The organism is Mesorhizobium sp. CNPSo 4684 (genome assembly GCF_057784315.1).
Map to the genome: position 1 here is coordinate 36,782 of NZ_JBWLUX010000047.1, position 25,210 is coordinate 61,991.

Genomic DNA, 25,210 nt, shown 5'->3' on the forward strand with positions numbered 1-25,210 from the left:
CTGCATATGTGGTCAAACCACTTGGGAGCGGCAGCTCATGCATAGCGACCAGATGCACATCGAAATCGACCTCGCACGAGACCTGATCCGCGATCAGTTCCCTCAGTATGAAGATCAGAAGATCGTGCCGCTCGTAACAGCAGGTACCGTCAACGCAATTTTCCGCATCGGCTCGAAATACGCCGCACGCTTCCCCTTGCGATTGATGGACCAAACCCAATGCACCATCCTGCTGAGGGCGGAAGCGGCTGCGATGAACGAACTGAAGGAATATTGCCCGTTTCCAACTCCTCAACCGATTGGGCTAGGCAGACCGAGCCCAGCCTACCCCATGCCCTGGCTCGTACAGAGTTGGATTGAGGGCGAAACGGCGACGCCCAACGGGCTGAGCGGCTCAACAGCCTTCTCACTCGATCTTGCCCGTCTCGTGACCTCGCTTCGCAGGGGAGATGTGAAGGGGCGACGTTTCGATGGGCGAGGGCGAGGCGGGAGCCTCTCAGATCATGACGATTGGATGGAGGTCTGCTTCTCCAATAGTGAAGACCTTCTCGACGTCGCGCGTCTCCGGCACCTATGGGCTGTCCTACGCGAACTGCCTCCTGCAGCTTCCGAGGTAATGAGCCATAAGGACCTCATCCCGGCAAACCTCTTGGTACAAGGGGAAAGTCTGGTCGGAGTTCTTGACGGTGGCAGCTTCGGCCCAGCCGATCCGGCGCTCGATCTCGTCGTTGCATGGCACCTACTCGACCGTGCCCGTCGGGCAACCTTTCGCGAAGCTATTCAGGCCGGTGAGTTGGAATGGAGGCGCGGCGCTGCATGGGCTTTCCAGCAGGCGATGGGTCTCGTTTGGTACTATCGGGTGACCAATCCGACCATGAGTGCTCTGGGGCGGAGCACGATCTCGCGCCTGCTTGAGGATTTTGCGGTCTAGTCCGCGAATTCGGTTTCAGTATGGCCGCATCTGGCCGGTTCGCTCGCGAGCTGACCGACCGCTCCCACCGATCTCAGTTTGTTCGCGTTTATGGGCTCACGGCCTAGTCTAGGATGCCTTCTCATCCTCAGGTGTCCGGATCAGCCTGCGCGCCGCATCTGCTCCTGCCGCGAGGATGCGATCCGACAAGTCCGTCCCTGCCACCGCGCGGGCCAGTTGAAGCGTGCCGATGAGGGTCGCAAAGACACCCATGGCGGCGCCTTCCGGATCCCTGGTCTGCGGAAGCGCTGCAGACAACTGGCGCACCAAAACCAGCAAGCGTTCGGTGTAGACTTCGCGCGTTTCGGGCGGCTGACGCGCGAGTTCCGGCAGCAGCGCGGCGTTGGCGCAGCCCGTTCCCGGATTATCCCGGTGCTCAGCCGACAGATACACCGCTATGCCCATCTCCGGGCCACCGGCGGCCAATACCTCCTGCAGTTGCTGCGACTGGGTCTCCATGGCCGCAACCAGGCTTTCGCGCACAAGCTCCGCCTTGGATTGGAAATGCGGATAGAAGGCTCCGTTCGTCAGCCCGGCGTCGCCCATGATGGCTGCCAATCCCGACGCGGCGATGCCGTCACCGCGAAAACGCTGGGCGGCGACCTCCACGATCCGATCGCGTGACGCGTCCTTTCGGCCCTTCTCGTAGCGCATGGCGGCTATTCCTCCTTGCTATTGCATTATGCTCGTAATGTGATATTACGATCGTAATCCAATCAATGGCAAAAAGCTAGCCCTCATGTCTCCGGAGTATCAAATGAGTGCATTTTCGGGAAGAACCGCTGTTGTGACCGGAGCCTCCTCGGGCATCGGCCGCGCCAGCGCCGAGGCCTTGGCGCGGGCAGGATATACCGTCTTCGGGACAAGTCGTGGCAAGCCCGGCAACGGTCCGACGCAGGTGTCCATGCTGACGTGCGACGTGACCGATGGCGACTCCGTCAGCGCTCTCGTTTCAACCGTATTGGCGCAGACCGGGCGGATCGACCTCTTGGTCAACAATGCCGGTGTCGGCCTGCTTGGCGGCGCCGAAGAATCCTCGGTTGCACAGGTACAAACCCTGTTCGACGTCAATCTGTTCGGCGTCATGCGCATGACCAATGCGGTGTTGCCGTCGATGCGGCGGCGCGGCGAAGGGCGCATCATCAACATCGGCTCGATTCTGGGATTGGTACCTGCGCCATACGCAGCTCATTATTCGGCAGTCAAGCATGCGCTCGAGGGCTATTCGGAATCGCTCGACCACGAGGTGCGTGCCTTCAATATTCGCGTATCGGTCATCGAGCCGGCATACGTGCGTACCGTCTTCGACCAGAACGGCATCGAGCCAGATTCCGTATTGAAAGAGTACGATCAGGCCCGAGCCGGGGTCGACGCGCTGCTTCGCGACGTGATGCCCAAAGCCGATCGGCCGGAAGTGGTGGCGGATGTGGTCGTCAAGGCGGCGACCGATGCCCGTCCGCGACGGCGCTACACCGCTGGCAAGGCCGCGCGGCAGGTCAGCCTCCTGCGCCGTTTTGCCCCCGCCGAGATGTTCGACAAGACCTTGCGCAAGCAATTCCGTCTGCCGGTCTGAACAACGGCGAGACGGAGAATTTCGCGCACAACGGTACACCAACAGACATTTTCGGAAAGTCACAGCCATGAAGGCATTCGTTGTCGATAAATATAACAAGAAAGGCATTCTGCGGCTGGCCGAGATGCCGGAGCCGGAGTTGCTGGACAATGATGTCCTGGTCGAGGTCCATGCCGCAGGGGTGAACCTGCTGGATTCCAAAATCAGAACCGGCGAATTCAAGCTCATCCTGCCCTATCGCCGGCCCTTCATCCTGGGCCACGACGTGGCTGGGAGGGTTGTCAGGGTGGGCTCGAAAGTCCGCAAATTCAAACCCGGCGACGCTGTCTATGCGCGGCCGCGCGACGGTCGGATCGGGACATTTGCCGAACGCATCGCAATCGATGAAGCCGATGCGGCCCTGAAGCCCGCGAACCTCAGCATGGAAGAAGCGGCTTCGATCCCTCTGGTGGGTCTGACCGCCTGGCAGGCTCTCATCGAGAGGGCAGGGCTGAAGAAGGGCCAGAAGATCTTCATCCAGGCCGGCTCCGGCGGCGTGGGGACATTCGCCATCCAACTGGCCAAGCACCTCGGCGCGACCGTTGCGACAACGGCGAGCGCGGCGAGTGCCGACCTGGTCAAGGGTCTCGGCGCCGATGTCGTCGTCGACTACAAGAAAGACGACTTCGAGAGCGTCTTGTCGGGCTACGACGTCGTCGTGAACAGCCAGGACGCCAAGACCCTTGAAAAATCCCTGAATGTGCTGAAGCCGGGCGGCAAGCTCATCTCCATTTCCGGTCCGCCGGATCCCGAATTTGCCAGGAAGCTGGGACTGAACGTGGTGCTAAGGCTCCTGCTGCGCCTGCTGAGCCGCGGTATCCGGACCAAAGCCAAGCGCCGAGGCGTGGGATTTTCGTTCCTGTTCATGTGGGCGCAAGGTGATCAGCTGAGCAAAATCACGTCCCTCATCGAAGATGGGGCGATCCGCCCGGTTGTCGACAGGGTCTTTCCCTTTGAAGCAACCAACGAGGCGCTGGCTTACGTCGAAACAGGACGTGCCAAGGGCAAGGTCGTCGTCAAGGTCAGATAGCGAGCCCACGGAAGCGCCCATCTGCCAATAGCCAAAACCTCAGCTGTTGCGGATTGCCACGAAACTTGCCGCAGCCTTCAGCAGGGCGGCCTGTTCGCCGTAAGGCTCAAGCAATTCATGCGCCTGCTTGACCAGGCCATGGAGCTGGCTGCGCGCCCAATTCGTGCCGTGCAGCGCGACTAGCGTCGCCTTGCCGGCAGCGGCGTCCTTGCCGGTCGCCTTGCCCATCTGGCTGGCATCGGCGGTCAGGTCGAGCAGATCGTCGGCAAGCTGGAAGGCAAGCCCGACCGCCGAGCCGAATTCGGCCAGCCGGTCGCGGTCCTGCGAGGCGGCGCCGGCAATGATTGCACCAGATTCGCAGGCGAAGCGGATCAGCGCGCCGGTTTTCATCGCCTGCAGCCGGATGATGCCGGCCTCATCCGGCCGGCTGCGCTCGGCTTCGAGGTCGAGCGTCTGGCCGCCGACCATGCAGCAGGGGCCGGCGGAACGGGAAAGGCGGTGGCGTCGTCGAACGCCTTGTGCACGGTCGGCTGGCCGCGGCGCAGATCGTCATCGTCCATAGCAGGCAGATCGTCATGGATCAGCGAATAGCAATGCACGCATTCGAGTGCCGCCGCCACGCGCGATGCGGCCTCGCCATCGGCGCCGAACAGCGCGGCACTTTCCATGACCAGGAAGGGGCGCAGCCGCTTGCCGCCGTTCAGCACGCCATGCCGCATGGCCGCCATCAGGCGCTCCGGCCGGGCGATCTCGCCGGCAAGCGTGCGGCCGTCGAGCAACAGCCTGAGCTCGGTCTCGATCGCCGCCGCCCGCACCAAAAGTGCGGCTTCAAAGGCCATTTGCTCGTCTTTCGTCATGGCCGGGAGCGGTAGCCGACACTCAGACGTTGCGCAAGAAGCCTCGCGCCATTATGCCGGAGGCGGGAGAGTGGCGCGGGTGGGGCGGCTTGACGGAACCGATCGTCGATCATGAAATCGAAGGGCTGGACATGGCGCGACCGAGGCGCGTGAACCGCGCCGGTCTGAAGCGCCTGGCTCGGCGCTGCCTGGTCGTCGCCGCCGTGCTGGCGGCGATACCCATTGTGCTCACGTTCCTTTACCTGCCGTCCTTCGTGCATCCGATATCGACCTTGATGGTGAAGGACCTGGCGACGTTTTCCGGCTACGACCGGCGCTGGGTGTCGATCGACGATGTTTCGCCGGTGCTGGCCAATTCCGTGATCATGTCGGAGGATGGGCAGTTCTGCTTCCATCGCGGCATCGACCTCGGCGAGTTGCGCGGCGTCGTCGACGATGCGCTGGCCGGCGAGCCAACGCGCGGCGCCTCGACCATCACCATGCAGACGGTGAAGAACCTTTTCCTGTGGTCGCGGCCGCTGGGCTCGGTGCGCAAGGTGGTCGAACTGCCGCTGGCCGTTTATTTCGACGCGGTGATGTCGAAACGGCGGATCATGGAGATCTACCTCAACATCGCCGAGTGGGGACCGGGCATTTACGGCATCGAGGCCGCCGCCCAGCATCATTTCGGCGTTTCGGCAAAACGGCTGTCGCGGCGGCAGGCCGCCCTGCTCGCGGTCTCGCTGCCCAATCCGATCGCCCGCAATCCGGCCAAGCCCGGTCCCGGGCTGCGGCGGCTGGCCTCGCTGATCGAGCGCCGTGCCGGCCGTTCCGGCGCCTATGTCGGTTGTCTTGATTAGGATGAACCGCTGCCGGCTCAAAAAAATTTGCCGCAGTGCTGGCCAAAACGGCGCAGGGCGTGTATAGGCACCCGACTTTCTCAGATTATGGCCCTGACGCGGCCCTTTCACGAGGGCTATCGGGGCATTTTGACCATGTAGTGGAGCATATCCATGGCCGTTCCGAAACGAAAAACCTCTCCGTCCAAGCGCGGCATGCGCCGCTCGGCCGACGCTCTCAAGGCCCCGACCTATGTCGAGGACAAGAATTCCGGCGAAATGCGCCGCCCGCACCACATCGACCTGAAGACCGGCATGTATCGCGGCCGCCAGGTTCTGACGCCCAAGGAAAGCTGAGACCAGCTTTTCGAAGGTTGAATACCAAAAAGACCGGCCATTGGCCGGTCTTTTTGCGTTTGATGGCCGCCTGGCTGCTTCGCGCCGTTCTCTATGCCAAAGGCCGAACCGTCGCTGGCGATACACGCAGCCGTCGCGGTGCTGTATTGCGTTGCGTCGCCGCGATTGCGGCTGAAGCACGTGCCTGCACCGTTGGAGGGGCGACAGAGGAAACCGCATGACCAAGCCCACCACAACGCCGCGCGATGTGTTTCAGACCTTCATGAATTTTCCGCTGGTCGAGGATCTCGATGCGCTGAAGGCCGATGTCGCCATCATCGGCATGCCTTACGGCAGTCCCTACACGATCGACGAGTTGATCAACGACCAGACCAACGCGCCGACCGCGGTTCGGCGCGCCTCGCAGCGCATCAGTCTCGGGCTCGACCGTTATGATTTCGACATTGGCGGGACCCTGTTCGACGGACAGGACGTCAAGGTGGTCGATGTCGGCGATGTCCCCGGCGATGCCGCCGGCGGCCACTACGGGCTGGCCGAAGCGGCGGTCCGCAAGATCCGCGCCGCCGGTGCGTTGCCGATCACCATCGGCGGCGATCACGGTATTCCGATCCCGATCTTCCGGGCGCTCGACGGCGAAGGGCCGATCACCCTGGTGCAGATCGATGCCCATCTCGACTGGCGCGACAACGTCAACGGCGTCAGGGAAGGCTATTCCAGCCCCATCCGCCGCGCTTCGGAGATGGCGCATATCGCCGGGATTTTCCACCTCGGCATCCGCGGACAAGGCAGCGCCCGGCTTGAGGAGGTCGAGGCGGCCCGCGCCTACGGCTCCAACATCGTCACCGCCGATGAATGGCAGGACATCGGCACGGCGGCGCTGCTCAAGCGCATCCCGGATGGCGGCCGCTACTACCTGACCATCGACGCCGACGGTCTCGATCCCGCTGTCATGCCGGCGGTCGAAGGGCCGGCACCTGGCGGCATCAGCTACCGGCAGACGATCGAGTTGATCAAAGGGCTGTTCGCCAAGGGGCGCGTCGTCGGCATGGACATCGTCGAGATCGCGCCGGCGCGCGACGTCAACGAGATTACATCGATGACCGCCGGCCTTTTCATTCTCAACGCCATCGGCGCTGCGGTGCGCACCGGCCAGTTCAGGCGCTGAGCCGGGTGACATGGTTGTTGCACCCGGTCTTCGACCGTGTTCACGGCTGTCAGCGAAAAATCTTGACGGCGTGCCTGCGGAGCACTCTACAGAAGGTGCCCCCATTGTTTTGTGCAATTCCTGTGGGAAACCGCTTCCTGGAATTGCTAGAGGAGACGCCTGATGTTCGGTGCCATCCCGCTGCTGATCGTGCCCTTCGTGGCCTACAATCTCGGACTCCTCGGAATATTCGGCAGTGGCGACGATCCGTGGGCCACCGAAATCTTCTCATTCCGCATGATGTCTGGCGGGGTGTTTTCGATGACGCTCGGCGACCTGATGGTGGTGATCGGGCTGATCTTCCTGTTCCTCGAAATGGTGAAATCGGTGCGCACCACGAACGCCTCGATCATGGACCATCTGTTGTCGACGCTGGTCTTCGTGGCGTTCCTGGTCGAGTTCCTGCTGGTGAAGGGCGCGGCGCATTCCGTCTTCTTCACGCTGATGGCGATCGCCCTGTTCGACGTGCTGGCCGGTTTCTCGGTCTCGATGCGGTCTGCGAGCCGGGATATCAACCTGAACTAGCCGAAGCCTCAGCCCGGATCGGCGGTGAAGCCGGCGGCTTCGATGCCGGCGATGGCGGCGGCCTCGTCATTGTCCGACGTATCGCCCGATATGCCGACGGCGCCGATGACGGCGCCTGATTTGTCGCGGATCAGCACGCCGCCGACGACCGGCAGGACGCGCCCGCCCGAGACGTCGGAAATGCCGGCGACGAGATGCGGCCGCTCCTTGGCGAAGGCCTCGACGCGGCGCGAGCCCATGCCGATGGCGAGCGCGCCATAGGCCTTGCCGGCCGACATTTGCGGGCGCAGGAACGAGGCGCCGTCCTGACGCTGGAAGGCGACGAGGTGAGCGCCGGCATCGAGCACGGAGACGCCGAGCGGCTTCAGCTTCAGCTCGGCGCCCTTGGCGAAAGCGGCGTCGATGATGTGCTTGGCCTTTTCGAGGGTCAGTGCGGTCATGGCTGTCTCCTGTTCAAAACGCGTCGATCATCGGCCTGACACGCGAGATGCGAAATCCCGGTTGCGGTTGAAATTGCTTCGCGTGGGAAAGCGAAATGGCAGGCGGTTACAGGGGCGCGGCCGATATGCTCAGCCGCTTCCAGTCTGCCATTGACCATGGGAATCGTCAGGCGATTTTTTTCTTGGCCCGCGCCGGCTTCTTGACCGGGGCGGCAGGTGCGTTGGCGAGATCTTCGGCTTCCTTGGCAAGGCGCAGTGCCCGCAGCTTGTTGGTCTTGGCCTGGCGGGCGTCGGCCTCTGCGACATACTCCGCCATCGCCTTTTGCCGCACCGTGGCTGCATCTTCCTGCTTCTTGAAACGCATATCTGCCCGGGCGCGGGCGGTATCCTTAGAGTTCTCAACCAAGAGCGTTATCCAATCCCATAAATTATGTTTTTCAGCCCCTTGATAGCAGAGCCGCCCCATAAATGGGAAAATAAGTTGGTCAGGAGGCGGCGGCCTGGCCGGCGCTCGACGCCTTGCGAGCGACCACCGCCTCGTATCCGGCCTGCAATGTGGCGCGGACGGAAGGCCGCCCCGCCGCTGCAACTGGCGTCCCCAGATGGTCGTGGCGCAACTCGTCCATGAACTGCTCCCACATTGGCGGACCGCCCTTCTCCAGCAATTCGGCGCGGATCGACAACTCCTCGCTGACCGGCAGCCAGACGCGGCCCCAGGCACCGAGATGCGCCATGATCGGCACCAGCGTGATGGCCATCTCGGTCAGGCTGTAGATCGCCTTCTGCTTGTGCGAGGGATCGTCAGCCTTGGTCAGCATGCCGAGTTCCATCAGCCGCCTCAACCGGTCGGCCAGGATGTTGGAAGCGATGCCCTCGATCGAGCCGTTGAGCAACTCGCGAAAGTGGCGTTTGCCGCCAAAAATCATGTCGCGCAGGATGATCAGGCTCCAGCGGTCGCCGAATACTTCCAGCGACAGATTGATCGGGCATCCCGAGCGGTGTTCGGTTTTCATCCGACTCTCCTAAAAAACCGGTTGCATTATCGTATCAGTTTTATTATCGTGCAACCGATTGCAAAATGCAATCAGTTTGAAGCTTAAGCGAGGAGATTCCCATGACAAAGGCCGCAGCACCCGAAATCGTCTCCCAGACGTTTGGCGACCCCCGGGATCCAGCCATGCTGCTGATCATGGGCGCCATGGCCTCGATGCTGTGGTGGCCGGAGGCGCTTTGCAAAAAACTTGCCGGCGAAGGCCGTTTCGTGATCCGCTATGACAACCGCGACACCGGCCTGTCGACCAAATATGCGCCGGGCGAGCCGCCGTATACATTCGACGACATGGCGGACGATGCCGTGCGCGTCCTCGACAGCCACGGCATCGGGAAGGCGCATGTGGTGGGGATGTCGATGGGCGGCATGATCGCGCAACGGCTGGCGCTGAGACACCCCTCGCGTGTCATCACATTGACGGTGATCAGCAGTTCGCCGGTGGGGATCGATACATCGCATCTGCCGGGGACGACCGAGGCCTATATGGAGCACTCGGCCGACGGCGCCAAGGTCGACTGGTCGAACCGCGAGCAGGTGGTCGGCTTCGTCGTCAAGGACACCCACGCCATCGCAAGCACCGCGCATCCGTTCGACGAGAAGGCGATGCGGGCATTCATCGAACAGGACTATGACCGATCCGGCGGTTTTTTGAGCGCGACCAACCATTTCATGCTGAAAGGCAGCGAGGATCTGAAAGGGCGCCTGCAGGAGATCAAGGCCCCGCTGCTCGTCATCCACGGGACGTCAGATCCGATCTTTCCAGTTGAGCATGGCGCGGCCCTTGCCGATGCCATCGCCGGCGCACGGCTTGTCCGCATCGAAGGCGGTGGCCACGAACTGCATCCCCAGGATTGGGACACGATTGCAGCAGCTATCATTGCCCATACCAAGCCCTGACAGAGGCTGACAGGCTCCTCTGCGGAAAAGCCAGGTGACATTTCGGTGTTGTCAGGCAGTGTCAACGAATTCGAAAACAAGCGAGCAAAGCATGTCCCTGACGTTCCATTTTCATCCGCTGGCTTCGTTCTGCTGGAAGCCGCTGATCGCGTTCTATGAGAACGAGATCCCTTTCACTCCGGTCATCGTCGATCTCGGCGACGAGCAGTCGCGCGCGGCGTTCCTGAAAGTGTCTCCGACCGGCAAGATGCCGGCGCTGCGTGACGAAGCGCGCAAGCGCACGGTGCTCGAATCGACCATCGTCATCGAATATCTCGCCGCGCACTATCCAGGCCCGGTCGAACTCATTCCCACAGACATCGATCTGGCGCTGGCCGTCCGCCAGGCCGACCGTTTCTATGATTTCTACGTCCAGGCGCCGATGCAAAAGATCGTCGGCGACAGGCTGCGGCCGCAGGACAACACCGATCCGTTCGGGGTCGAGGAGGCGCGCGCGCAACTGCGCAACGCCTACGCGGTCGCCGAGGAGGAGATGCGCTCGAAAATCTGGGCGGCCGGCCATAGCTTCACCATGGCCGACTGTGCGGCCTCGCCGGCGCTCTTCTACGCCAACAAGGTCGAGCCGTTCGGCGACAAATATCCGGCCGTGAAACGCTACCACGACCGCCTGCTCAAGCGGCCCTCTTTCGCCAGGGTGGTCGAGGAGGCGCAGCCCTATTTCAAGTTCTTTCCCTACAATAACGGCTGATCTGAACGATCTCGCCTATGGCGCGATCAGCTTCTCGCGCCCTTCCGGCTCCACCATCTTGAGCCGGGTTTCGGGTCCGTCGGCTTCGAGGATGACATAGCTGACATCGTCGCCGCCAACGAAGCTCAGCCCGGCGCTGGCGGTCGAGGCAGCGATCTTGACCGAGGGCTGGCCGTTTTCGGGGATCAGCCGGAACAGCACGGTCTCGACCTCGCCTGCCGTCGCCGGCAGGATCGAAATGCTGGAGCGCAGCCGGCCTTCGCTGTCGACGATTTCAAGACCGCTGCCGCGCAGGATGCCTGCGCTGTCTTGCGCTTTGGCCGGGAGAATCTGCATCAAAGCGGTGGCGGCGACCAAAACCAGATTAACCGCAGTCACGGCACCAAGAAGCGTTTCGCGTCGCATCGGTGGTCCTCCTGTCGTAAGGCAAGGGGGCAAGGACCGGCTGTATTTTCCGCGTTCGCCCGGCCTATGCTTCCCAGAACTGGTCTAGCCAAATATTGAGCTTGAGGAAGCCGGCACTGCTGACCGTATAGACCCGCCTCGTGCCTTCGGCCTTGGCCTGAACCAGGCCGGCGTCCAGCAATACTTTCAAATGCTGGGACACGGCCGGGCGAGAGACTGGCAGGCCCGAAGCCAGTTCGTTGACGGTTTTCGGGCCGCGCCGGAGCTCTTCCAGGAGATAGCGCCGGTTGGGATCGGCAATCGCCATGAAGGCGTCAGAAAAGATCATGACTATACTTGTGGGGCAAAGTTTTTCAAATCTCAACCGTCAGCTTCCGCTTTTCTGAGCCGCAATGCTTCAGGGGTGACCGAGCGATCGGCCGGCTGGGTCTTGAAGGCGTCGCGGTCTTCGATCGGCACCGGCGCGCGGCGGCTGATGCGCAGCAGCGTGTAGGCGGCGAGGCTGAGATGCGCCATAGCGGTGGCCAGGAACAGGCCTTCGGGGCGGAACCAGCCCATCAAAGCGGCGGCCAGCAAGGGGCCGATCATGGTGCCGAACCCATACAAAAGCAGCAGGCCGCCCGAGACCTTGACGAAATCCTCGGCGCGCGCGTGGTCGTTGGCATGCGCCACCGCGATCGAATAGAGCGTGTAGGCAAAGGCGCCATAGGCGGCGGTGAGCACAATGACGAGAACCGAGAAGTGCGGTTCGAACAGGAAGATCAGGATGGCGAACAGTGCGGCGCCGAAAGCGGCGCCCGCCAGTACGAAACGACGGTCGGTCTTGTCGGAGAGGCGCCCGGCCGGAAGCTGCATGGCGGCACCGGCAACAACCACAAGGCTCATCATCAACGCGATCTCGGCCGTGGAAATGCCGATGCGGGCGCCGTAGACGGCGCCCAGCGTGCCCCAGGCGCCGTTGGCGATGCCGACCAGCAGGCAGGCGACCGCCGACACCGGTGAGTTGGCATAAAGCCCTTTGACGTCGAGCTTGACGTCCTGCAACGGCTTGGGAGACGAGGCCGATGACACCGCAGTCGGGATCAGCGACAGGCAGAACAATATGCCGGTGATCATGAACAGCGATGCCGATTTGACGTCGCCGCCGGCAACGATCATCTGGCCGCCCATGATCGAGGCATAGGTGACCATCATGTAGAGGCCGAAGACGGTGCCGCGGTTCTCATTGGTGGCCTTTTCGTTGAGCCAGCTTTCGATGACCATGAAGGCGCCGGCCATGGTGAAGCCGGTGAAGGCGCGCAGCAGGATCCAGACATATTCGTCGATGATCAGGCCGGTGAGCAGGGCGACGATGGCGCCCGACGCGGCAAAGGCGCCGAACGCCCTGACATGCCCGGCGCGGCGCACCAGGCGCGGTGCGAAGAAGCAGCCGGTGACGAAGCCGCCGGCCCAGGCGGTGCCCATCAGACCGAGCGATGCGGTGGAAAACCCTTCGATCTGGCCGCGCAACGGCAGCAGCAGGCCGTGCAATCCCGAAGCCGCGAGCAGGAAAGCAGTGCCGCGAAGCAGCGAGAGGATCGGTCTGTAACTTGCAAACATTGGTTGATCCGGCTGGAGGGGAATGTCATTTCTGAAGACGGGAGCAGCTCTGAAGACAGGCGCATTCGGGCTTTTCGGCGGCGGATGCTCCGATGCCGAAACCAACGCGAAAACTAGCCGCGGCGAAACAGGGCTTCGGCCGCCGATTTGGTGCTGCCCTTGGTCTGCAGTTCGGCTTCCAGCCGGGCGATCTCGTCGCGCAGGATGCCGATCCGCTCGGTCAGGTCACCGACCGAAAGCAGCGACAGATCCTGTCCGATCTCATGCGGCCTGGATTTCTTTTTGGGTTCGTCGTCGAAGATCGCCATCGTCGCTCCTCGCTGATTTGGCCATTTGCCTGATCCGGCAATCAGCATACATAGGGCAGGGGTGCTGATGCAAACAGTCGGCAAGAAACTGGCAGCCGGCGACAGACCGGCAGGATCGGGATGGAAAACTTCATGGCGAGCGGACATAAAATTCCGACCAGGATGACGGCCATTGCAATTTCGCAACCGGGCGGACCGCGGGTGCTGAAACCGGAAACGCGCGACGTGCCGGTGCCCGGCCCCGGCGAAATCCTGATCCGGGTGCGTGCGGCCGGCGTCAACCGGCCCGACGTGCAGCAGCGCAAGGGCGCCTATCCGCCACCGCCCGGCGCCTCAGACCTGCCCGGCCTCGAGGCATCGGGCGAAGTGGCAGCACTTGGCGACGAGATTTCGCGCTGGCGCATCGGCGACCGGGTCTGCGCGCTGACTCCGGGGGGCGGCTATGCCGAATATGTCAAGGTTCATGCCGGCAGCGTGCTGCCGCTGCCTGCCGGCTTCACCCATACAGAAGCGGCCGCCGTGCCGGAAAACTATTTCACCGTCTGGCACAATGTGTTCGAGCGCGGCGGCCTGAAGAAAGGCGAGACACTGCTCGTGCATGGCGGCTCGTCGGGCATCGGCACCACGGCGATCCAGTTGGCGTCGGCCTTCGGCGCCTATGTCGTCACCACCGCCGGCAGCAAGGAGAAGTGCGACGCCTGCCTGAAGCTCGGCGCCGACCGGGCGATCAACTACCGCGAGGAGGATTTCGTCACCGCGGTCAAGGAAGCCACCGGCGGCAAGGGCGCCGACGTCATTCTCGACATGGTCGGCGGCGACTATGTCGCGCGCAACTATGAGGCGGCGGCGGTCGAGGGCCGGATTGTCCAGATCGCCGTCCAGGCCGGCGCGGTGGCGAGCGCCGATTTTTCAAAAATCATGGTCAAGCGGCTGACCCATACCGGCTCGACGCTGCGGCCCCGCACGGTCGAGTTCAAGGCAGCGATCGCTGCGGCGCTCGAAGCGCAGGTGTGGCCGCTGCTCGGCACACGCAAAGTGTCGCCGGTCATGGACATGATCTTCCCGCTGGCCGACGCCTGGCGCGCGCATGAGCGCATGGAAGAGGGCGAGCATATAGGCAAGATCGTTCTCGACGTCGGCTAGGATGTGCCGAGATTCAGGTGAGGCCGGCCTGCAAACGGCGGCTGCCTGCGCTTCCCTTGCTCACGTACCTAAGTACGCTCCGCTCCGGTTCTCGGCAGCCACCGTTTTCGGCTCGGCCTGACCTGAATCTCGGCACATCCTCCGCGCTCGGCCTGCTGGCTAGATGAACAGAGGCTTAATGGTGCAATGCAGCATTTGCATTGCGGCTATGCAAAGACGTCTGTTCAATTCATGGGCAGCACTGCCTATCTAAGCGGCATCGAAACGATTTGATCCAACAACTGGAGGAATACCATGAACCCGATCCGCGCTTTCCGTAACTGGCGTATGTACAACGAAACCGTGCGCGAGCTGAACAAGCTCAACGCCCGTCAGCTCAGCGACCTCGGCATCAGCCGCGGCGACATCGAGCGGATTGCCCGCAAGGCCATCTAATTCGGAGCATGGCCGGCCGTAAGGCCTGGCCATGTGCTGGAAGCAAAGAGCCGCAGCAGACGTTTACCGTCGCCGGTTCCGAGCCCGCTGGACCCTGTCCGGCGGGTTTTGTCGTTTTGGACCCCTTTTTACACCTCGGCGTCAAATGATCGCCGAAGCCGAGGTCCTTTATGGCCTCACGCAGTCTGGCGTCCGGCGGCTGCCCCGCGCCAAAAACATTGCGAAACGGCGGCGGAGCGGTTATACAGGCCGCGAATTTCCCATTTTGGTGGCTCTAAACCACCGCCCGCGCGGGAACGCGGGCGAACGAGAAGGATTTTTGAAATGGCCAATACGCTGCTGATGCCCAAGGCGACCGCCGTCTGGCTGGTCGACAACACCGCGCTCTCCTTCGAGCAGATCGCGCAGTTCTGCGGACTGCATCCGCTCGAGGTCAAGGCGATCGCCGACGGCGAATCGGCGCAAGGCATCAAGGGCATGGACCCGATCATGACGGGACAGCTGACCCGCGACGAGATCGCGCGCGCCGAGAAGGATCCGAACCAGCGCCTGAAACTGTCCGACCCCAAGGTGCGGGTGCCGGAATCCAAGCGCAAAGGTCCGCGCTACACCCCGCTGTCGAAGCGCCAGGACCGGCCCAATGCCATCCTGTGGCTGGTGCGCAACCACCCGGAATTGAAGGACGCGCAGATTTCGCGCCTGGTCGGTACGACCAAGTCGACGATCGAACAGATCCGCGAGCGCAAGCACTGGAACTCGGCCAATCTGCAGCCGATGGATCCGGTGACGCTGGGTCTCGCCTCGCAGATCGACCTCGACATGGAAGTCAACCGCGCCTCGCGCGGCCGCGAACAGGCGCAGCCGGCCGGTGACACGCTGCTGCCGGCGGCCCTGACCGAGCGGCTGGTGCCGGCGCCGGAGAAGCCGAAGGATGAGGATGCCGAGCTCGACGCCAATGCCGTGTTCGCCAAGCTCTCGGCGCTGAAGTCCAAGAACGAAGACGAAGAGTAAGGTCTGCGACAGACCAACAAAAAAGCCCGCTTCGCGCGGGCTTTTTATTGACTGTCGAAGTCTCAGCTTCGAGCAGCCCGGTCCGGCGTCATGCCGTAATCCTCGGAGCGTTCGACCGCGCGGTAGAAATCGGCAAGCTGCTTGCCGCGCTCCGGCTTGAAGATACGGCCGGCGATGACCACGGAGCCGATGCGGTCGATGCGGAAGGCGCGGAAATCGTCGCGCATCTCGCACCAGGCGACCAGCGTCCATACCTTGCCCCAGAACCATAGGCCGAGCGGACGGATATCGCGCGCGGTGCCGCGACCGGCCTCGTCGCGATAGTCGATGGTCAGCACCTGGCGCTTCTCGACGGCGCGCTCGATCAGGTCGATCGCCTCGCGGGCGGCGTCGCTCACCACCCACATCGGCGTGTGGATCTCGGTGCGGGCGATGCGGTCTTTCTCGGCGTCGGGCAGCACGGCGCCGATCTTGACCAGCGCCTCGTCGGCGGCACGCGCCATGGCCGCACCACCAAAGGCGCGCACCATGCGGGCGCCTGCGACCAGCGCGACGATCTCGTCACGCGTGAACATCAGCGGCGGAAGGTCGAAACCCTCCCTCATCATGTAGCCAACGCCCGCCTCGCCGTCGATCGGCACCCCGGTCGACTGCAGGTCGGCAATGTCGCGGTAGATGGTTCGCTCGGAAACCTCGAGCCAGGTGCCGAGTTTCTGGGCGGTGACCAGCCGGCCACCGCGCAGATGCTGCACGATCTGGAAGAGCCTGTCGGCACGGCGCATCGTATGGTCCCTCGGCTGCGTTTCTATGAATGTCGTGGTCCCCAAACCGGTTCCGGGCGACATCCACTATGGCTTCAATCCTTCGCGCTTGCGCTGCGCGGCGACGAATTCCGCGCCGAAGGACAGTTTTTTCGTCGTCGGCGCGTTGGTGTCGAGCACGCGCCAGAACGGCGCAATCGCTGACAATTCCATGCCGCGCTCGAGATCTTCATTGGCGGCTTCTGCAACAGTGCGCAGATGATAGCCGATGGTGACAGGACATGTCACTTGCGCCCCGTGCTCGATGGCGAGAGCGGTGCGCAAGGCGCGGACGTCCATCTCGACGCCGTTGGGTATGGAGCGGATGAAATCATCGACCTGGCGGGCCGTCGGCACCAGCATCGGCTGACCTTCGACGACGTCACCTATCGTGCGGGGCGTCGGTTTCACGCCAGTGATGCCCGGCGTGTTCAGCCTTTCGTTCCAGCTTTTCACCATCCATGTCTCCTGACACGTTTATGGCATGGTGCTCCTGACAGCATTCTGTCAGGAGCCTTCAGCATCGTCGGTAGCGAGCGCAAAAAAGGTTTGCGCCGTCCCAGGGCATCGCTGGCCGAGTTTCATGTCAATGATCTGGGCGTTGCAGGGGCCGCATCCAAGCATTGTCATGAAAAAAGCCTCAGACCTCGCGAATGCGGCTGCGACCCTCATACATATCGGGCCAGCCAATGTCCTTGCGGATGTCCGCCGGCAGGGAGTTCAAGAAGCGCTGGGTACGGACTTCATTACGCATCGTGCGGATCTTGCCGACATAGTGCTGTACGCTGTTCAAAATACCAAAGCTGTTCATGACCGTCTCCTCTTCTCTGATGGAGACACTATCGCACACCCCTCCTGACAGCAGTCTGTCAGGAGCCTGTCAGGTCGCTGAAGAAAGCTGCGAGGCGCGTTGCCGGCGGCTCGGAAACGAGCCTTTTGTCAGGAATGGCCGGATTGGCGGAGACCATGCAAGAAGCGCTTTGACAGCCGTCCGTGATGCTGGTCAAAGGCAGCATGTCGAAACTGCTCGCCCTTGTCATCATCGGCGTGATGGCTATCCAGCTGATAAAGCCGCTCGGCTGGCCTGGCTTGAGGCGGCGCGGCGACTTCTGGAAGCTGGCTCTGCTTGCAATGGCGGCCATCGCGCTGGCCGGCGCGCTGGGGCACTGGACATAGCACAGCGTCTGTCGCTCCCCCTTGCCGCAGCAGGCAGGCTGCTGTGTCAGGTCGGATCGACCGTTCCCATGGCGATCATGCGAATTGCGGTGAGGCTGGGGACGAAGAAGTAATCGCCACCGCGCGTCGTCACGAATTCAGGCAGGTTCGCCGCGATGAAGGGTGTGGCATTGGCCGGTCCGGCCGGAATGACGTGCTTGCTGGATTCGGCCCGGTTGCCGGTCAGCGGGCAGGTGTCGTTGCCGGCTTCGAAATCCAGGCCGTAGCTCATCCATTGCTGCTGGATGAATTCGAACTGCCGGAAAATGCTTGAACAGATCGCCATCATGATGACGCCCTGTTCGCCGTCGGGATCGGCATAGGGCAGCCCGCGGCGCAGGATACGGCGGCGGTTGGTGAGCGTGCTTGCCCCATGCGTCTCGCTCAGCAGCGGATCGAGCATGTCGCGCGGATTGGCGCGGCGTATATGGGCGCCGAACGGGCATTTGGCGCCGTCTGGGTCATCGCCGTAACGGAAGCCGGTGAGCAGCTGGGCAAACGCCGCCAGCCGCTCCTGGTGCCTGGCGTCGTCGCGCGGCTTGCGCAGCGCGGGGTCGATGCAATCGGCCCATTCGGTCATCAGACGCTGGTGATCGGCCCAACTCGGCGCGGCCAGCAGCGGAATGCCGGACCGCCAGCGGCCGACCAGCTTGGCCGAGACGGTCTCATAGGCCTCCACGTCGTCGGCGATGCCGGTAACCTGCTTCCATAAGGCCGCCTGCCGCCGCATCTCGGCCTCGAACCCAGGCACGTCCTGGCGCAGCTTGCGCCAGACCATGAAGGTGCCGTTGCGGGCAAAGCCGGACGGCTGCGTGGCGACCGGAAATTCCTGGCCCTCGTCGACCTGGCCGAGGATGAACTCGCCGGTCTCCAGCGCTTTCCAACTGGTCTTGGGATCGTAGGGGCCTTCAGCGATCTTGCCAGCGCCGATGACGGCGCGCGCCTCTGCGTCGGCCTGGAACTGGCCGCGAAAGACCGGATCGCTGATGCCGTCGGTGAAGCCGAAGGGCTCCTTCGGCTGCGGGATCATCGTGCCGTCAGGACCGGGGTCCATCAGCGCGGCGGAATCCTGCCAAAGGCCTTGTCCGTCAGCTCCGTGCCCTGCGAGCAGAGCAACGCCACCATTGGATTTTGCCGCAAGCTCCTGCAGCCATGCGGTCCATAGCCCGAGTTCAGGCAGCGGCGTGCCGTCGGGATTGGCGCCGACATTGAGCGACACCCAGACATGAACCGGGCGAACGCTGCCGTCGAGATGCGCGTGCCACACCGGGTCCCAATGCCTTGGCGCGCTGCCTTCGACATCGCCGAGGATGTCGGCGCGGCAGCCCATGCCGTCGATGAACTCGTCGGGCAACAGTCGCAGCGTGCGGGTCGGCAGATCGAGTGCGCGCAGGCCGAGAAAGGTGAAGCCGATGTTGAGCGTGATCGGCGGTTTGCGCAGCAGTGTGGGTCCAGCGCCACCAGCCTCGGACTTTCCCCATGGCTCGGCGGTGGTGATGCGCGGCCGGATGCCTTGCACGAACAGCCGGCCGGCGGCAGCATCGGCGATGGTGAAAAACAGGTGCCGGCTGTGCGGAAAGCCAAAACGGCCATAGGGGCGATGGATGTTGCCCTGGATGTCGGGAAGGTCGAGTTCGATCATCGCGCCCACTCCGCCGCCGGCGCCCGGATTTCACCGGCCTGCTGTGTTGGTTCCGCCGGATCGTCCGGCTTTACGGCGCCGAGAAAGGCACCGAAGCGGGCGTGAAGTCCTGTGTCGTCAAGGCCCTGCGCCTCGATGGCGAAACGGGTGAAATGCTGCTGGATGAACAGCGACTTCAGGACCGAAGGCAGGTCGGCGCCGGGTGCGGTCGGGAAGGGCGTCATGCCCAGGTGGAAGACCTTGCGATACAACCCCCAGGCCATGAGCAACGTCAGGACGGCCAGCAGCGAAACCACGGCGACGCCCCATATGGCTGCCGTCGCGATCCATTGCGCAAAAGCGTTGTGCACGCCGAAGACAGCGAAGACGCCGTGTAGGAGCAGGACCGCAAGCCAGATTACGATCGCGCCAGCGGCGGCGATGCCAACCGGCTTGAGCGCGCCGATCTCCAGCGTCTTTTCTTTGACGTCGAGGCCGTCCGGCCAGTAGTCGTTGAACGGCATCGTCGTCTCGATCTGGCAGCGCTTGATATAGGCGTGAAACCCGTCCGCGGAATCGATGCCGTCGAAGCCGACGCAATGGCCGAAGATGATCACCAGATCGCGTTTCATCGTCGCCCACAATTGATCGGTGTAGGCGCGTAGAGCATCGCCTTCAGCCTGTGCGTCGATATCGGCCGCGAACAGCAGATAAGGCGTACCCAGCTGATCTACGGGCTGCGGCGCCAGCGGATTGACGGCACGCACGGCGCTGACCAGCGCATCGCTCGAAATGCGCCCGTTGAAGGCTGGTCCATGGATGATGACGAACCGGGCGAGGTGGTTCAAAGTGTTGAGTGAGAAGGGCGAGGGCCGCGCATTGGGCGGCGATTCCGCCGTTTGCTTGCCGGTGGCCAGCAACGCCAGCTTCTGGGCCAGCAGTTGACGGTGCGAACGCGAACGGCCGATCTCGTCGGGGTCGATCATGATGTCGACCCGGATCGGGGCGAGGACCGTCAGGAAATAGTGGCCACCGTCAAGGTTTGGCATTGGCCGCCCGACGCTTCTTTTCGAGCATGTCGATGAATTCGTTCCGCGCCTTGTCGGCCTTGCGCGTCGCTACCGAGGCGATCGGTGCAAAGCCCGGCGATGCCAGCGAATTGGCCACCTTCACAAGCGCTTCCCTGTAGGCCTGCGCAAAGGCCTTCGGGTCGCTGCTGGCGTGGATCCTGGCGAGCTTCAGCACCTCGTTCGGACACGCAGCGCTGCCTTGATGTCGCGCTGTGCTGCCCCGGGCGTGGCGTTGTAATAGTAGTTGGTATGGATCTGGTTGGCGCCGATATAGTCCTTGAAACTCGAGATCGGGATCGAGTGCGGATATTTGGTGCTGGCATACCAGAACATGTCCAGGCCGCTCGGGATGCCGTCGGCGAAGGCGTCGATATACTGATCCCAGGTGCCGTTGAAATTGGACAGGAACAGCATGTAGTCGTTCTGGATGGCCTGCTTGCCCTGGCCGAGATCAGGCCATTGGTCGCGCCGGATGATCACCCAACGCGCGAAGTGAATGAGCTTCAGCCCAAGCAAGCCCGACAGCTGCGCAGGCCCGGCGCGCGCCACCATGAAAATCAGGTGCTGGATCCATGTCCGCCAAGGCCGCATTGGCGTCAGCACATTCATTGCATATGCTTTGCCGGCAATGTTCGACATGCCACCCCGCACCCCTTGCCCAATGGCAGAATGACGCAGCAGTCCTGAATCCGCAAGATGGCATTGCAGAAGTAACGCCGGGCTGGCGCATTCATGTTGTTTTGACTTGGAATACTCTTCCTCCAATCCACTGGAGGGATGTCGAAATCAACAGTATTTCGAAAATAATCGATCCAGTTCTCCGAAACCGGCTAGCCCGAACCCGTGCCGATCTGGTCAATCGGCGAGGACCTGCCCAACCAGGTGTTCGGCCCAGGCCCGATACCCGGCTTCCGAGGCATGAAAGCCGTCGGAGGCGAAACCCTCTTCGGGATTGGTGATCGGCAGGCGCGGCACGGGTAAGGCGCCGCGCTCGAAACACAGGCGCTTGCCCATGCGGTTCATTGTGGTGGCGCGGATCTCGAGGATTTTGCCGAGCAGCGGCGGCATGGCCGGCGCACGGGTGAACTCCAGCACCGGCGACCAGACGACACGCGCCTCCGGCCATTTGGCCCGAAGTGCGTAGAGCAGGCCGCCGAACTCTTTCTTGAAGCGCGGCACCGAGTGGAAATTCTTAGTGTCGTTGGTGCCAATGGCGAGCACAATATGCGTCCATGGATCGGCCGACAGATTGGGCAGCACATGGTCGCGGATCTGCCCCGACGTTGCCGAGTTGAAGCCGGCGGCGCGCCACCGCACGGCGTTGCCGGTGCGTTGCGCGATCATGACGGCAAGCTGCGCGGCCAGCCCGTGCTCGGAATTGCCGATGCCGACCGAGGCGGCCGAGGAATCGCCGAGCACCAGCAGCGAGATTGCCGGCGCCCTGCCCGATATCTCGTGCATCACCGGTCCTTGGGCCGGCAACATGCGGGTGGTGCGGCGGCGCACGCCGAGCCCCTGCCAGACATAGACGGGGTAGGCGAGCCAGGTGAGGAGGGCCGGGAAGCGCATGGCGATACCGTTATAGATTGGCGGCAGGCTTAGCGCATGTTCGGGCCGAGGTGAACGTCTTCAATCGTCGCAGCAGTTCGGCTTGTCCGCGTGCCTGTCCTGATATTCGTCATGCAGCCGCACCCAGTCCATCAGGTTTTGATAGGGGCCATTTTCGTCGCGGCCTTTCGGCGTCATGTCGAGATAATCGTAAGTGCCGATCTGAGCCTCGCCGCCACGGGCGCGCGACGTGAAAGTGAGGAAGATGTCGCCGTTCTCGTCCTTGCAGAAAACGCTGGTGCCGGGAAGATCCTTCGATGTCCGTGGACGTGTCTCGAAATTGTAGGTGTGTCGCCGGCCGTGATCTGCTTGTCGGTGAACGAGACCTGCATGTCGAAATTGAAATCCGAGGCGTAGGACGACACCCAGTCGAATTTCCAGCCCATGCGCTGCTTGTAAGGCAACAGCTCCGCCAATGGCGCGCGCGCAACCACGACCAGAGACACGTCGTGATGCCTCAGATGCTGGTTGACGCCGTCTATATGGTCGGCAAGGAACGAACAGCCTTCGCAGCGATGATCCGACCCTGGCGTCATCATGAAGTGATAGACGATGAGCTGGCTGCGGTTGGCGAACAGCTCCGCCAGGTTCTTCGGGCCTTGCTCTGTCTCGAAGACGTAATCTTTCCGGATCTTCAGCCAAGGCAATTCACGCCGCTCGGCGGCGATGCGCTCGCGAAACCGCGTCAGTTCCTTCTCGCGCGCCAGATGCGCCTTGTGCGCCTGGAACCAGTCTTCGCGCGAAACCACCTTGTTGCTAGGCATGAACTTCTCCCTGTCTGTCATCCCAAGGACGTTCGGAATGGGCAGGAACCGACATCGCCGTCAGCTTTTGCCGAAGGGGAGATAAGGACGGACAAGCTCCATCCCAAGCCCGTTCGCCATAAACAAAAACCCGGGCGCATCGGCCCGGGTTTGAATAAGACGGAAGGACCGCGCTCAGGCAGCCTGTTCGAGGCTCGCCTTCCATTTTCCCAGCGCAGCCAGATGGTTCATATGGGCGCGATGGGTGAATGCGGCCTGGCCGGCGGCGACGTTCGATGCCTTGCCGCTCCAGGCCTTTTGCGGGGCGGCCTGCAGGGCGCGGCCGTAGGAGAAGGTCAGCTTCCACGGATGCGGGCCGATGGCGTTGATGGCGTTGAGGTTGGCGGTCGCTTCCTCATCGGACTGTCCGCCCGAGAGGAAGGCGATGCCCGGCACTGCTGACGGTACCGTCTCGCGGAACAGCTTTATGGTCTTTTCAGCGATTTCCTCGGGGCTGTTGGTCTTGCCGGATTTCTTGCCGGCAATGACCATGTTCGGCTTCAGGATCGTGCCTTCGAGCACGACGCGCGCCGCATGAAGCTCGTCATAGAGCTTGATCAGCGTCGCCTTCGAGACCGCGTAGCAGGTGTCGATGTCGTGGGCGCCGTCCATCAGCACTTCCGGTTCGACGATCGGCACGATGCCGGCTTCCTGGCAAAGAGCGGCATAACGGGCCAGCGCATGGGCATTGGAGGCGATCGAATTGGCCGAAGGCACGCCCTTGCCGGTGTCGATGTCGATCACTGCGCGCCATTTGGCGAAGCGAGCGCCGAGCTTGTAATAATCGGAAAGGCGTTCGCGCAGGCCGTCAAGGCCTTCGGTGATGGTATCGCCCGGGAAGCCGGCCAGCGGCTTGGCGCCGGTGTCGACCTTGATGCCGGGAATCGCGCCCAATGCCTTGATGACATCGACCAGCGGCGTGCCGTCGGCGGCCGTCTGGCGGATAGTCTCGTCATAGAGGATGACGCCGGAAATGTATTTGGTCATCGCGTCCTTGGCGCGAAACATCATCTCGCGGTAGTCGCGGCGGCTGTCGGCGGTCGATTCGACGCCGATGACGTCGAAGCGCTTCTTGATGGTACCGGAGCTTTCATCGGCGGCCAGCAGGCCCTTGCCACCGCCGACGATCGCGGCGGCAATGTCTTCGAGACGTTCGCTCATTTTGCTTCTCCTGAAGGGGTCTGTTCCGCACATAGAGCGGTTCACCGTTTCACGGAAACGGCGGACCGCTCTATGTCTTTGTTTTTACGCAATTCCGGACGGAAACCCGCTCACACTTTTCCTGGAATTGCTCTAACGGAAGTCTACCGCCAAAGGAATGGCATCGGAAAGCTCGAATCGATTGAAAGTTCCTGGCGTCCGTTTTTGCGCCACCGATCCGGTCAGGCCTGTTTCCTCAGCACGTCGACGCCGGGCAGCGGCTTGCCTTCCATCCATTCCAGGAAAGCGCCGCCGGCGGTCGAGACATAGGTGAAGTCGTCGGCGACGCCGGCATGGTTGAGTGCGGCCACCGTATCGCCGCCACCGGCGACCGAGACCAGCTTGCCGGCCGCGGTGCGGGCCGCCGCATGCTTTGCCGCTGCCACCGTCGCATGGTCGAAAGGTTCGATCTCAAAGGCGCCAAGCGGGCCGTTCCAGACCAGCGTCGCGGCGCGGTCGATCCATTCGCCGATCGCCTTCACGGTCTTTTCGCCGACATCGAGGATCATGCCGTCGGCCGGCACGTCCGAGATGGCGACGGTCTCGCAGGCCGCGCCCGCCTTGAATTCCTTGGCGACGACGCCGTCGACCGGCAGGATGATGGCGCAGCCGGCTTCGGCGGCCTCGATCATGATCTGCTTGGCGGTCGGGGCAAGGTCGTGCTCGCACAGCGACTTGCCGACAGCGGTGCCGCGCGCGGCAAGGAAGGTGTTGGCCATGCCGCCGCCGATCACCAGCGCGTCGACCTTCTTCACCAGGTTCATCAACAGGTCGATCTTGGTCGACACCTTGGCGCCGCCGACAATGGCAACGACAGGGCGGACCGGATTGCCCAGACCTTTCTCCAGTGCCTCGAGTTCGGCCTGCATGGTGCGGCCGGCATAGGCAGGCAACAGCCGCGCCAGGCCTTCGGTGGAGGAGTGCGCCCGGTGCGCGGCCGAAAAGGCGTCGTTGACGAAAATGTCACCATTGGCGGCAAGCCTTTCGGTGAAGGTCGGGTCGTTCTGTTCCTCGGTCTTGTAGAAGCGAGTGTTTTCGAGCAGCAGCACGTCGCCCTTGTTCATGGCGGCGACCGCACTTCCCGCCGTGTCGCCAACGCAATCCGCGGCAAAGCCAACGGGACGGCCGAGCACCTCGGCTGTGGCCTTGGCGATCGGCTCCAGCGAGAATTCGGGCGAGGGACCGTCCTTCGGCCGGCCGAAATGGGCGAGCAGGATGACCTTGGCGCCCTTGCCGGACAGCTCGGCGATGGTCGGCGCAATGCGTTCGATGCGGGTGGCGTCGGTGACCTTGCCGTCGGCGACGGGCACATTGAGGTCGACCCGCACCAGTACGCGCTTGCCGCTGATATTGCCGATATCGTCGAGTGTCTTGAAGGCGGCCATGCCGGTTCCTTTCCGTGAAAATCGCCGGGACCATACCTCGCATCAATGACGATGCAAGGCTTGAGCCGGGATGGAAGCGAAAATTTGAGGGCTGGATC

The 25,210-nt window shown here is 62.7% G+C and carries 31 protein-coding genes and 2 pseudogenes; 13 read left to right on the forward strand and 20 right to left on the reverse strand.

Annotated features, from left to right (window positions below; genetic code table 11):
• The first annotated feature begins 37 nt into the window (after window positions 1-37).
• Entirely contained in the window at window positions 38-931 is an 894-nt protein-coding gene (locus AC04SG_RS30055; RefSeq protein ID WP_488553990.1) for an aminoglycoside phosphotransferase family protein, read from the forward strand.
• Between the two features lie 108 nt (window positions 932-1,039).
• Here the strand turns inward: AC04SG_RS30055 and AC04SG_RS30060 are convergent, their stop codons facing one another.
• Entirely contained in the window at window positions 1,040-1,624 is a 585-nt protein-coding gene (locus AC04SG_RS30060) for a TetR/AcrR family transcriptional regulator (RefSeq protein ID WP_488553991.1), read from the reverse strand.
• A 103-nt stretch (window positions 1,625-1,727) separates the two neighbouring features.
• Here AC04SG_RS30060 and AC04SG_RS30065 point away from each other — a divergent pair, with 103 nt between their 5' ends.
• Complete coding sequence (locus AC04SG_RS30065) at window positions 1,728-2,543, forward strand: oxidoreductase (protein ID WP_488553992.1); 816 nt, start codon at window positions 1,728-1,730, stop codon at window positions 2,541-2,543.
• A gap of 67 nt (window positions 2,544-2,610) precedes the next feature.
• Entirely contained in the window at window positions 2,611-3,612 is a 1,002-nt protein-coding gene (locus AC04SG_RS30070) for an NADP-dependent oxidoreductase (RefSeq protein WP_488553993.1), read from the forward strand.
• A 39-nt stretch (window positions 3,613-3,651) separates the two neighbouring features.
• Here the strand turns inward: AC04SG_RS30070 and AC04SG_RS30075 are convergent.
• A pseudogene (locus tag AC04SG_RS30075) lies at window positions 3,652-4,469 on the reverse strand (polyprenyl synthetase family protein).
• Between the two features lie 131 nt (window positions 4,470-4,600).
• Here AC04SG_RS30075 and AC04SG_RS30080 point away from each other — a divergent pair.
• The 4 genes from AC04SG_RS30080 to AC04SG_RS30095 all read left to right on the forward strand — a co-directional run bounded on the left by AC04SG_RS30080 (window position 4,601) and on the right by AC04SG_RS30095 (window position 7,373).
• The gene (locus tag AC04SG_RS30080; protein WP_488554017.1) at window positions 4,601-5,308 is read left to right on the forward strand and encodes a biosynthetic peptidoglycan transglycosylase; all 708 of its coding nucleotides are present in this window, start codon (window positions 4,601-4,603) and stop codon (window positions 5,306-5,308) included.
• Window positions 5,309-5,461: 153 nt separating this feature from the next.
• Window positions 5,462-5,644, forward strand: coding sequence for a 50S ribosomal protein L32 (rpmF, locus tag AC04SG_RS30085; protein ID WP_008834724.1), 183 nt, complete (start codon window positions 5,462-5,464; stop codon window positions 5,642-5,644).
• Window positions 5,645-5,861: 217 nt separating this feature from the next.
• Window positions 5,862-6,809: an agmatinase gene (locus AC04SG_RS30090; protein WP_488553994.1), complete on the forward strand. Its 948-nt coding sequence runs from the start codon at window positions 5,862-5,864 to the stop codon at window positions 6,807-6,809.
• Window positions 6,810-6,971: 162 nt separating this feature from the next.
• Window positions 6,972-7,373 carry a hypothetical protein gene (locus AC04SG_RS30095; protein WP_488553995.1) on the forward strand — a complete coding sequence of 134 codons (402 nt, stop codon included), beginning with the start codon at window positions 6,972-6,974 and terminating at the stop codon, window positions 7,371-7,373.
• An 8-nt stretch (window positions 7,374-7,381) separates the two neighbouring features.
• Here AC04SG_RS30095 and AC04SG_RS30100 read toward each other — a convergent pair whose 3' ends face one another.
• The 3 genes from AC04SG_RS30100 to AC04SG_RS30110 all read right to left on the reverse strand — a co-directional run bounded on the left by AC04SG_RS30100 (window position 7,382) and on the right by AC04SG_RS30110 (window position 8,826).
• Window positions 7,382-7,813, reverse strand: a complete 432-nt coding sequence (locus AC04SG_RS30100; RefSeq protein ID WP_192259297.1) for a GlcG/HbpS family heme-binding protein — start codon at window positions 7,811-7,813, stop codon at window positions 7,382-7,384.
• 166 nt (window positions 7,814-7,979) lie between these two features.
• Window positions 7,980-8,219 (reverse strand): hypothetical protein, encoded by a 240-nt coding sequence (locus tag AC04SG_RS30105; protein WP_352556605.1) that lies wholly within the window; start codon window positions 8,217-8,219, stop codon window positions 7,980-7,982.
• A gap of 79 nt (window positions 8,220-8,298) precedes the next feature.
• Window positions 8,299-8,826: a winged helix-turn-helix transcriptional regulator gene (locus AC04SG_RS30110; protein WP_488553996.1), complete on the reverse strand. Its 528-nt coding sequence runs from the start codon at window positions 8,824-8,826 to the stop codon at window positions 8,299-8,301.
• Between the two features lie 101 nt (window positions 8,827-8,927).
• Here AC04SG_RS30110 and AC04SG_RS30115 point away from each other — a divergent pair, with 101 nt between their 5' ends.
• Both AC04SG_RS30115 and AC04SG_RS30120 read left to right on the forward strand, forming a co-directional pair.
• A complete protein-coding gene (locus tag AC04SG_RS30115) occupies window positions 8,928-9,761 on the forward strand; it encodes an alpha/beta fold hydrolase (RefSeq protein WP_488553997.1) in 834 nt (277 codons plus the stop codon).
• A gap of 91 nt (window positions 9,762-9,852) precedes the next feature.
• The gene (locus AC04SG_RS30120) at window positions 9,853-10,509 is read left to right on the forward strand and encodes a glutathione S-transferase family protein (protein ID WP_488553998.1); all 657 of its coding nucleotides are present in this window, start codon (window positions 9,853-9,855) and stop codon (window positions 10,507-10,509) included.
• A gap of 15 nt (window positions 10,510-10,524) precedes the next feature.
• On the opposite strand, the gene AC04SG_RS30125 is transcribed toward AC04SG_RS30120, so the two are convergent.
• The 4 genes from AC04SG_RS30125 to AC04SG_RS30140 all read right to left on the reverse strand — a co-directional run bounded on the left by AC04SG_RS30125 (window position 10,525) and on the right by AC04SG_RS30140 (window position 12,821).
• Window positions 10,525-10,914, reverse strand: coding sequence for a hypothetical protein (locus tag AC04SG_RS30125; protein WP_488553999.1), 390 nt, complete (start codon window positions 10,912-10,914; stop codon window positions 10,525-10,527).
• Window positions 10,915-10,978: 64 nt separating this feature from the next.
• Window positions 10,979-11,242, reverse strand: a complete 264-nt coding sequence (locus tag AC04SG_RS30130; protein ID WP_023706277.1) for an ArsR/SmtB family transcription factor — start codon at window positions 11,240-11,242, stop codon at window positions 10,979-10,981.
• 32 nt (window positions 11,243-11,274) lie between these two features.
• On the reverse strand, window positions 11,275-12,618 hold the full coding sequence (locus AC04SG_RS30135) for an MFS transporter (protein ID WP_488554000.1): 1,344 nt from the start codon (window positions 12,616-12,618) through the stop codon (window positions 11,275-11,277).
• An 8-nt stretch (window positions 12,619-12,626) separates the two neighbouring features.
• Entirely contained in the window at window positions 12,627-12,821 is a 195-nt protein-coding gene (locus AC04SG_RS30140) for a DUF1192 domain-containing protein (protein ID WP_112559543.1), read from the reverse strand.
• Window positions 12,822-12,953: 132 nt separating this feature from the next.
• Between AC04SG_RS30140 and AC04SG_RS30145 the strand changes: the two genes are divergently transcribed.
• From AC04SG_RS30145 to AC04SG_RS30155, 3 genes are all read left to right on the forward strand, one after another.
• The gene (locus AC04SG_RS30145) at window positions 12,954-13,964 is read left to right on the forward strand and encodes an NAD(P)H-quinone oxidoreductase (protein WP_488554001.1); all 1,011 of its coding nucleotides are present in this window, start codon (window positions 12,954-12,956) and stop codon (window positions 13,962-13,964) included.
• A gap of 294 nt (window positions 13,965-14,258) precedes the next feature.
• The gene (locus AC04SG_RS30150) at window positions 14,259-14,399 is read left to right on the forward strand and encodes a DUF1127 domain-containing protein (RefSeq protein ID WP_023670143.1); all 141 of its coding nucleotides are present in this window, start codon (window positions 14,259-14,261) and stop codon (window positions 14,397-14,399) included.
• 324 nt (window positions 14,400-14,723) lie between these two features.
• A complete protein-coding gene (locus AC04SG_RS30155; RefSeq protein WP_488554002.1) occupies window positions 14,724-15,410 on the forward strand; it encodes a DUF1013 domain-containing protein in 687 nt (228 codons plus the stop codon).
• Between the two features lie 62 nt (window positions 15,411-15,472).
• Here the strand turns inward: AC04SG_RS30155 and AC04SG_RS30160 are convergent, their stop codons facing one another.
• The 3 genes from AC04SG_RS30160 to AC04SG_RS30170 all read right to left on the reverse strand — a co-directional run bounded on the left by AC04SG_RS30160 (window position 15,473) and on the right by AC04SG_RS30170 (window position 17,021).
• Window positions 15,473-16,192 carry a helix-turn-helix transcriptional regulator gene (locus AC04SG_RS30160; RefSeq protein ID WP_192259305.1) on the reverse strand — a complete coding sequence of 240 codons (720 nt, stop codon included), beginning with the start codon at window positions 16,190-16,192 and terminating at the stop codon, window positions 15,473-15,475.
• Between the two features lie 66 nt (window positions 16,193-16,258).
• Entirely contained in the window at window positions 16,259-16,669 is a 411-nt protein-coding gene (locus AC04SG_RS30165) for a hypothetical protein (RefSeq protein WP_488554003.1), read from the reverse strand.
• A gap of 181 nt (window positions 16,670-16,850) precedes the next feature.
• Window positions 16,851-17,021, reverse strand: a complete 171-nt coding sequence (locus AC04SG_RS30170) for a hypothetical protein (RefSeq protein WP_112559800.1) — start codon at window positions 17,019-17,021, stop codon at window positions 16,851-16,853.
• A gap of 182 nt (window positions 17,022-17,203) precedes the next feature.
• Between AC04SG_RS30170 and AC04SG_RS30175 the strand changes: the two genes are divergently transcribed.
• Window positions 17,204-17,386 carry a hypothetical protein gene (locus AC04SG_RS30175; protein ID WP_488554018.1) on the forward strand — a complete coding sequence of 61 codons (183 nt, stop codon included), beginning with the start codon at window positions 17,204-17,206 and terminating at the stop codon, window positions 17,384-17,386.
• 46 nt (window positions 17,387-17,432) lie between these two features.
• Here the strand turns inward: AC04SG_RS30175 and AC04SG_RS30180 are convergent, their stop codons facing one another.
• The 8 genes and pseudogenes from AC04SG_RS30180 to AC04SG_RS30215 all read right to left on the reverse strand — a co-directional run bounded on the left by AC04SG_RS30180 (window position 17,433) and on the right by AC04SG_RS30215 (window position 25,112).
• A complete protein-coding gene (locus tag AC04SG_RS30180; RefSeq protein ID WP_488554004.1) occupies window positions 17,433-19,067 on the reverse strand; it encodes a Dyp-type peroxidase in 1,635 nt (544 codons plus the stop codon).
• A complete protein-coding gene (locus AC04SG_RS30185; protein WP_488554005.1) occupies window positions 19,064-20,095 on the reverse strand; it encodes a hypothetical protein in 1,032 nt (343 codons plus the stop codon). Before AC04SG_RS30185 ends, AC04SG_RS30180 begins: the two co-directional genes overlap by 4 nt.
• Entirely contained in the window at window positions 20,082-20,291 is a 210-nt protein-coding gene (locus tag AC04SG_RS30190; protein ID WP_488554006.1) for a hypothetical protein, read from the reverse strand. Before AC04SG_RS30190 ends, AC04SG_RS30185 begins: the two co-directional genes overlap by 14 nt.
• Entirely contained in the window at window positions 20,285-20,755 is a 471-nt protein-coding gene (locus AC04SG_RS30195) for a hypothetical protein (RefSeq protein ID WP_488554007.1), read from the reverse strand. The genes AC04SG_RS30190 and AC04SG_RS30195 overlap by 7 nt, the downstream gene beginning before the upstream one ends.
• Before the next feature lie 216 nt (window positions 20,756-20,971).
• Window positions 20,972-21,685 (reverse strand): SGNH/GDSL hydrolase family protein, encoded by a 714-nt coding sequence (locus AC04SG_RS30200; RefSeq protein ID WP_488554008.1) that lies wholly within the window; start codon window positions 21,683-21,685, stop codon window positions 20,972-20,974.
• Between the two features lie 60 nt (window positions 21,686-21,745).
• A pseudogene (locus AC04SG_RS30205) lies at window positions 21,746-22,488 on the reverse strand (DUF899 domain-containing protein).
• Window positions 22,489-22,662: 174 nt separating this feature from the next.
• The gene (locus tag AC04SG_RS30210) at window positions 22,663-23,688 is read right to left on the reverse strand and encodes a class I fructose-bisphosphate aldolase (RefSeq protein WP_488554009.1); all 1,026 of its coding nucleotides are present in this window, start codon (window positions 23,686-23,688) and stop codon (window positions 22,663-22,665) included.
• Window positions 23,689-23,909: 221 nt separating this feature from the next.
• Window positions 23,910-25,112, reverse strand: coding sequence for a phosphoglycerate kinase (locus tag AC04SG_RS30215; protein ID WP_488554010.1), 1,203 nt, complete (start codon window positions 25,110-25,112; stop codon window positions 23,910-23,912).
• Window positions 25,113-25,210 lie beyond the last annotated feature (98 nt).

Excerpts from the sequence above, each read along its gene's own strand:
- AC04SG_RS30055 (WP_488553990.1), top strand. The coding sequence starts at position 38 with ATGCATAGCGACCAGATGCACATCGAAATCGACCTCGCACGAGACCTG.
- AC04SG_RS30060 (WP_488553991.1), bottom strand. The coding sequence starts at position 1,624 with ATGCGCTACGAGAAGGGCCGAAAGGACGCGTCACGCGATCGGATCGTG.
- AC04SG_RS30065 (WP_488553992.1), top strand. The coding sequence starts at position 1,728 with ATGAGTGCATTTTCGGGAAGAACCGCTGTTGTGACCGGAGCCTCCTCG.
- AC04SG_RS30070 (WP_488553993.1), top strand. The coding sequence starts at position 2,611 with ATGAAGGCATTCGTTGTCGATAAATATAACAAGAAAGGCATTCTGCGG.
- AC04SG_RS30080 (WP_488554017.1), top strand. The coding sequence starts at position 4,601 with ATGGCGCGACCGAGGCGCGTGAACCGCGCCGGTCTGAAGCGCCTGGCT.
- rpmF (WP_008834724.1), top strand. The coding sequence starts at position 5,462 with ATGGCCGTTCCGAAACGAAAAACCTCTCCGTCCAAGCGCGGCATGCGC.
- AC04SG_RS30090 (WP_488553994.1), top strand. The coding sequence starts at position 5,862 with ATGACCAAGCCCACCACAACGCCGCGCGATGTGTTTCAGACCTTCATG.
- AC04SG_RS30095 (WP_488553995.1), top strand. The coding sequence starts at position 6,972 with ATGTTCGGTGCCATCCCGCTGCTGATCGTGCCCTTCGTGGCCTACAAT.
- AC04SG_RS30100 (WP_192259297.1), bottom strand. The coding sequence starts at position 7,813 with ATGACCGCACTGACCCTCGAAAAGGCCAAGCACATCATCGACGCCGCT.
- AC04SG_RS30110 (WP_488553996.1), bottom strand. The coding sequence starts at position 8,826 with ATGAAAACCGAACACCGCTCGGGATGCCCGATCAATCTGTCGCTGGAA.
- AC04SG_RS30115 (WP_488553997.1), top strand. The coding sequence starts at position 8,928 with ATGACAAAGGCCGCAGCACCCGAAATCGTCTCCCAGACGTTTGGCGAC.
- AC04SG_RS30120 (WP_488553998.1), top strand. The coding sequence starts at position 9,853 with ATGTCCCTGACGTTCCATTTTCATCCGCTGGCTTCGTTCTGCTGGAAG.
- AC04SG_RS30125 (WP_488553999.1), bottom strand. The coding sequence starts at position 10,914 with ATGCGACGCGAAACGCTTCTTGGTGCCGTGACTGCGGTTAATCTGGTT.
- AC04SG_RS30130 (WP_023706277.1), bottom strand. The coding sequence starts at position 11,242 with ATGATCTTTTCTGACGCCTTCATGGCGATTGCCGATCCCAACCGGCGC.
- AC04SG_RS30140 (WP_112559543.1), bottom strand. The coding sequence starts at position 12,821 with ATGGCGATCTTCGACGACGAACCCAAAAAGAAATCCAGGCCGCATGAG.
- AC04SG_RS30145 (WP_488554001.1), top strand. The coding sequence starts at position 12,954 with ATGGCGAGCGGACATAAAATTCCGACCAGGATGACGGCCATTGCAATT.
- AC04SG_RS30150 (WP_023670143.1), top strand. The coding sequence starts at position 14,259 with ATGAACCCGATCCGCGCTTTCCGTAACTGGCGTATGTACAACGAAACC.
- AC04SG_RS30155 (WP_488554002.1), top strand. The coding sequence starts at position 14,724 with ATGGCCAATACGCTGCTGATGCCCAAGGCGACCGCCGTCTGGCTGGTC.
- AC04SG_RS30160 (WP_192259305.1), bottom strand. The coding sequence starts at position 16,192 with ATGCGCCGTGCCGACAGGCTCTTCCAGATCGTGCAGCATCTGCGCGGT.
- AC04SG_RS30165 (WP_488554003.1), bottom strand. The coding sequence starts at position 16,669 with ATGGTGAAAAGCTGGAACGAAAGGCTGAACACGCCGGGCATCACTGGC.
- AC04SG_RS30170 (WP_112559800.1), bottom strand. The coding sequence starts at position 17,021 with ATGAACAGCTTTGGTATTTTGAACAGCGTACAGCACTATGTCGGCAAG.
- AC04SG_RS30180 (WP_488554004.1), bottom strand. The coding sequence starts at position 19,067 with ATGATCGAACTCGACCTTCCCGACATCCAGGGCAACATCCATCGCCCC.
- AC04SG_RS30185 (WP_488554005.1), bottom strand. The coding sequence starts at position 20,095 with ATGCCAAACCTTGACGGTGGCCACTATTTCCTGACGGTCCTCGCCCCG.
- AC04SG_RS30195 (WP_488554007.1), bottom strand. The coding sequence starts at position 20,755 with ATGTCGAACATTGCCGGCAAAGCATATGCAATGAATGTGCTGACGCCA.
- AC04SG_RS30200 (WP_488554008.1), bottom strand. The coding sequence starts at position 21,685 with ATGCGCTTCCCGGCCCTCCTCACCTGGCTCGCCTACCCCGTCTATGTC.
- AC04SG_RS30210 (WP_488554009.1), bottom strand. The coding sequence starts at position 23,688 with ATGAGCGAACGTCTCGAAGACATTGCCGCCGCGATCGTCGGCGGTGGC.
- AC04SG_RS30215 (WP_488554010.1), bottom strand. The coding sequence starts at position 25,112 with ATGGCCGCCTTCAAGACACTCGACGATATCGGCAATATCAGCGGCAAG.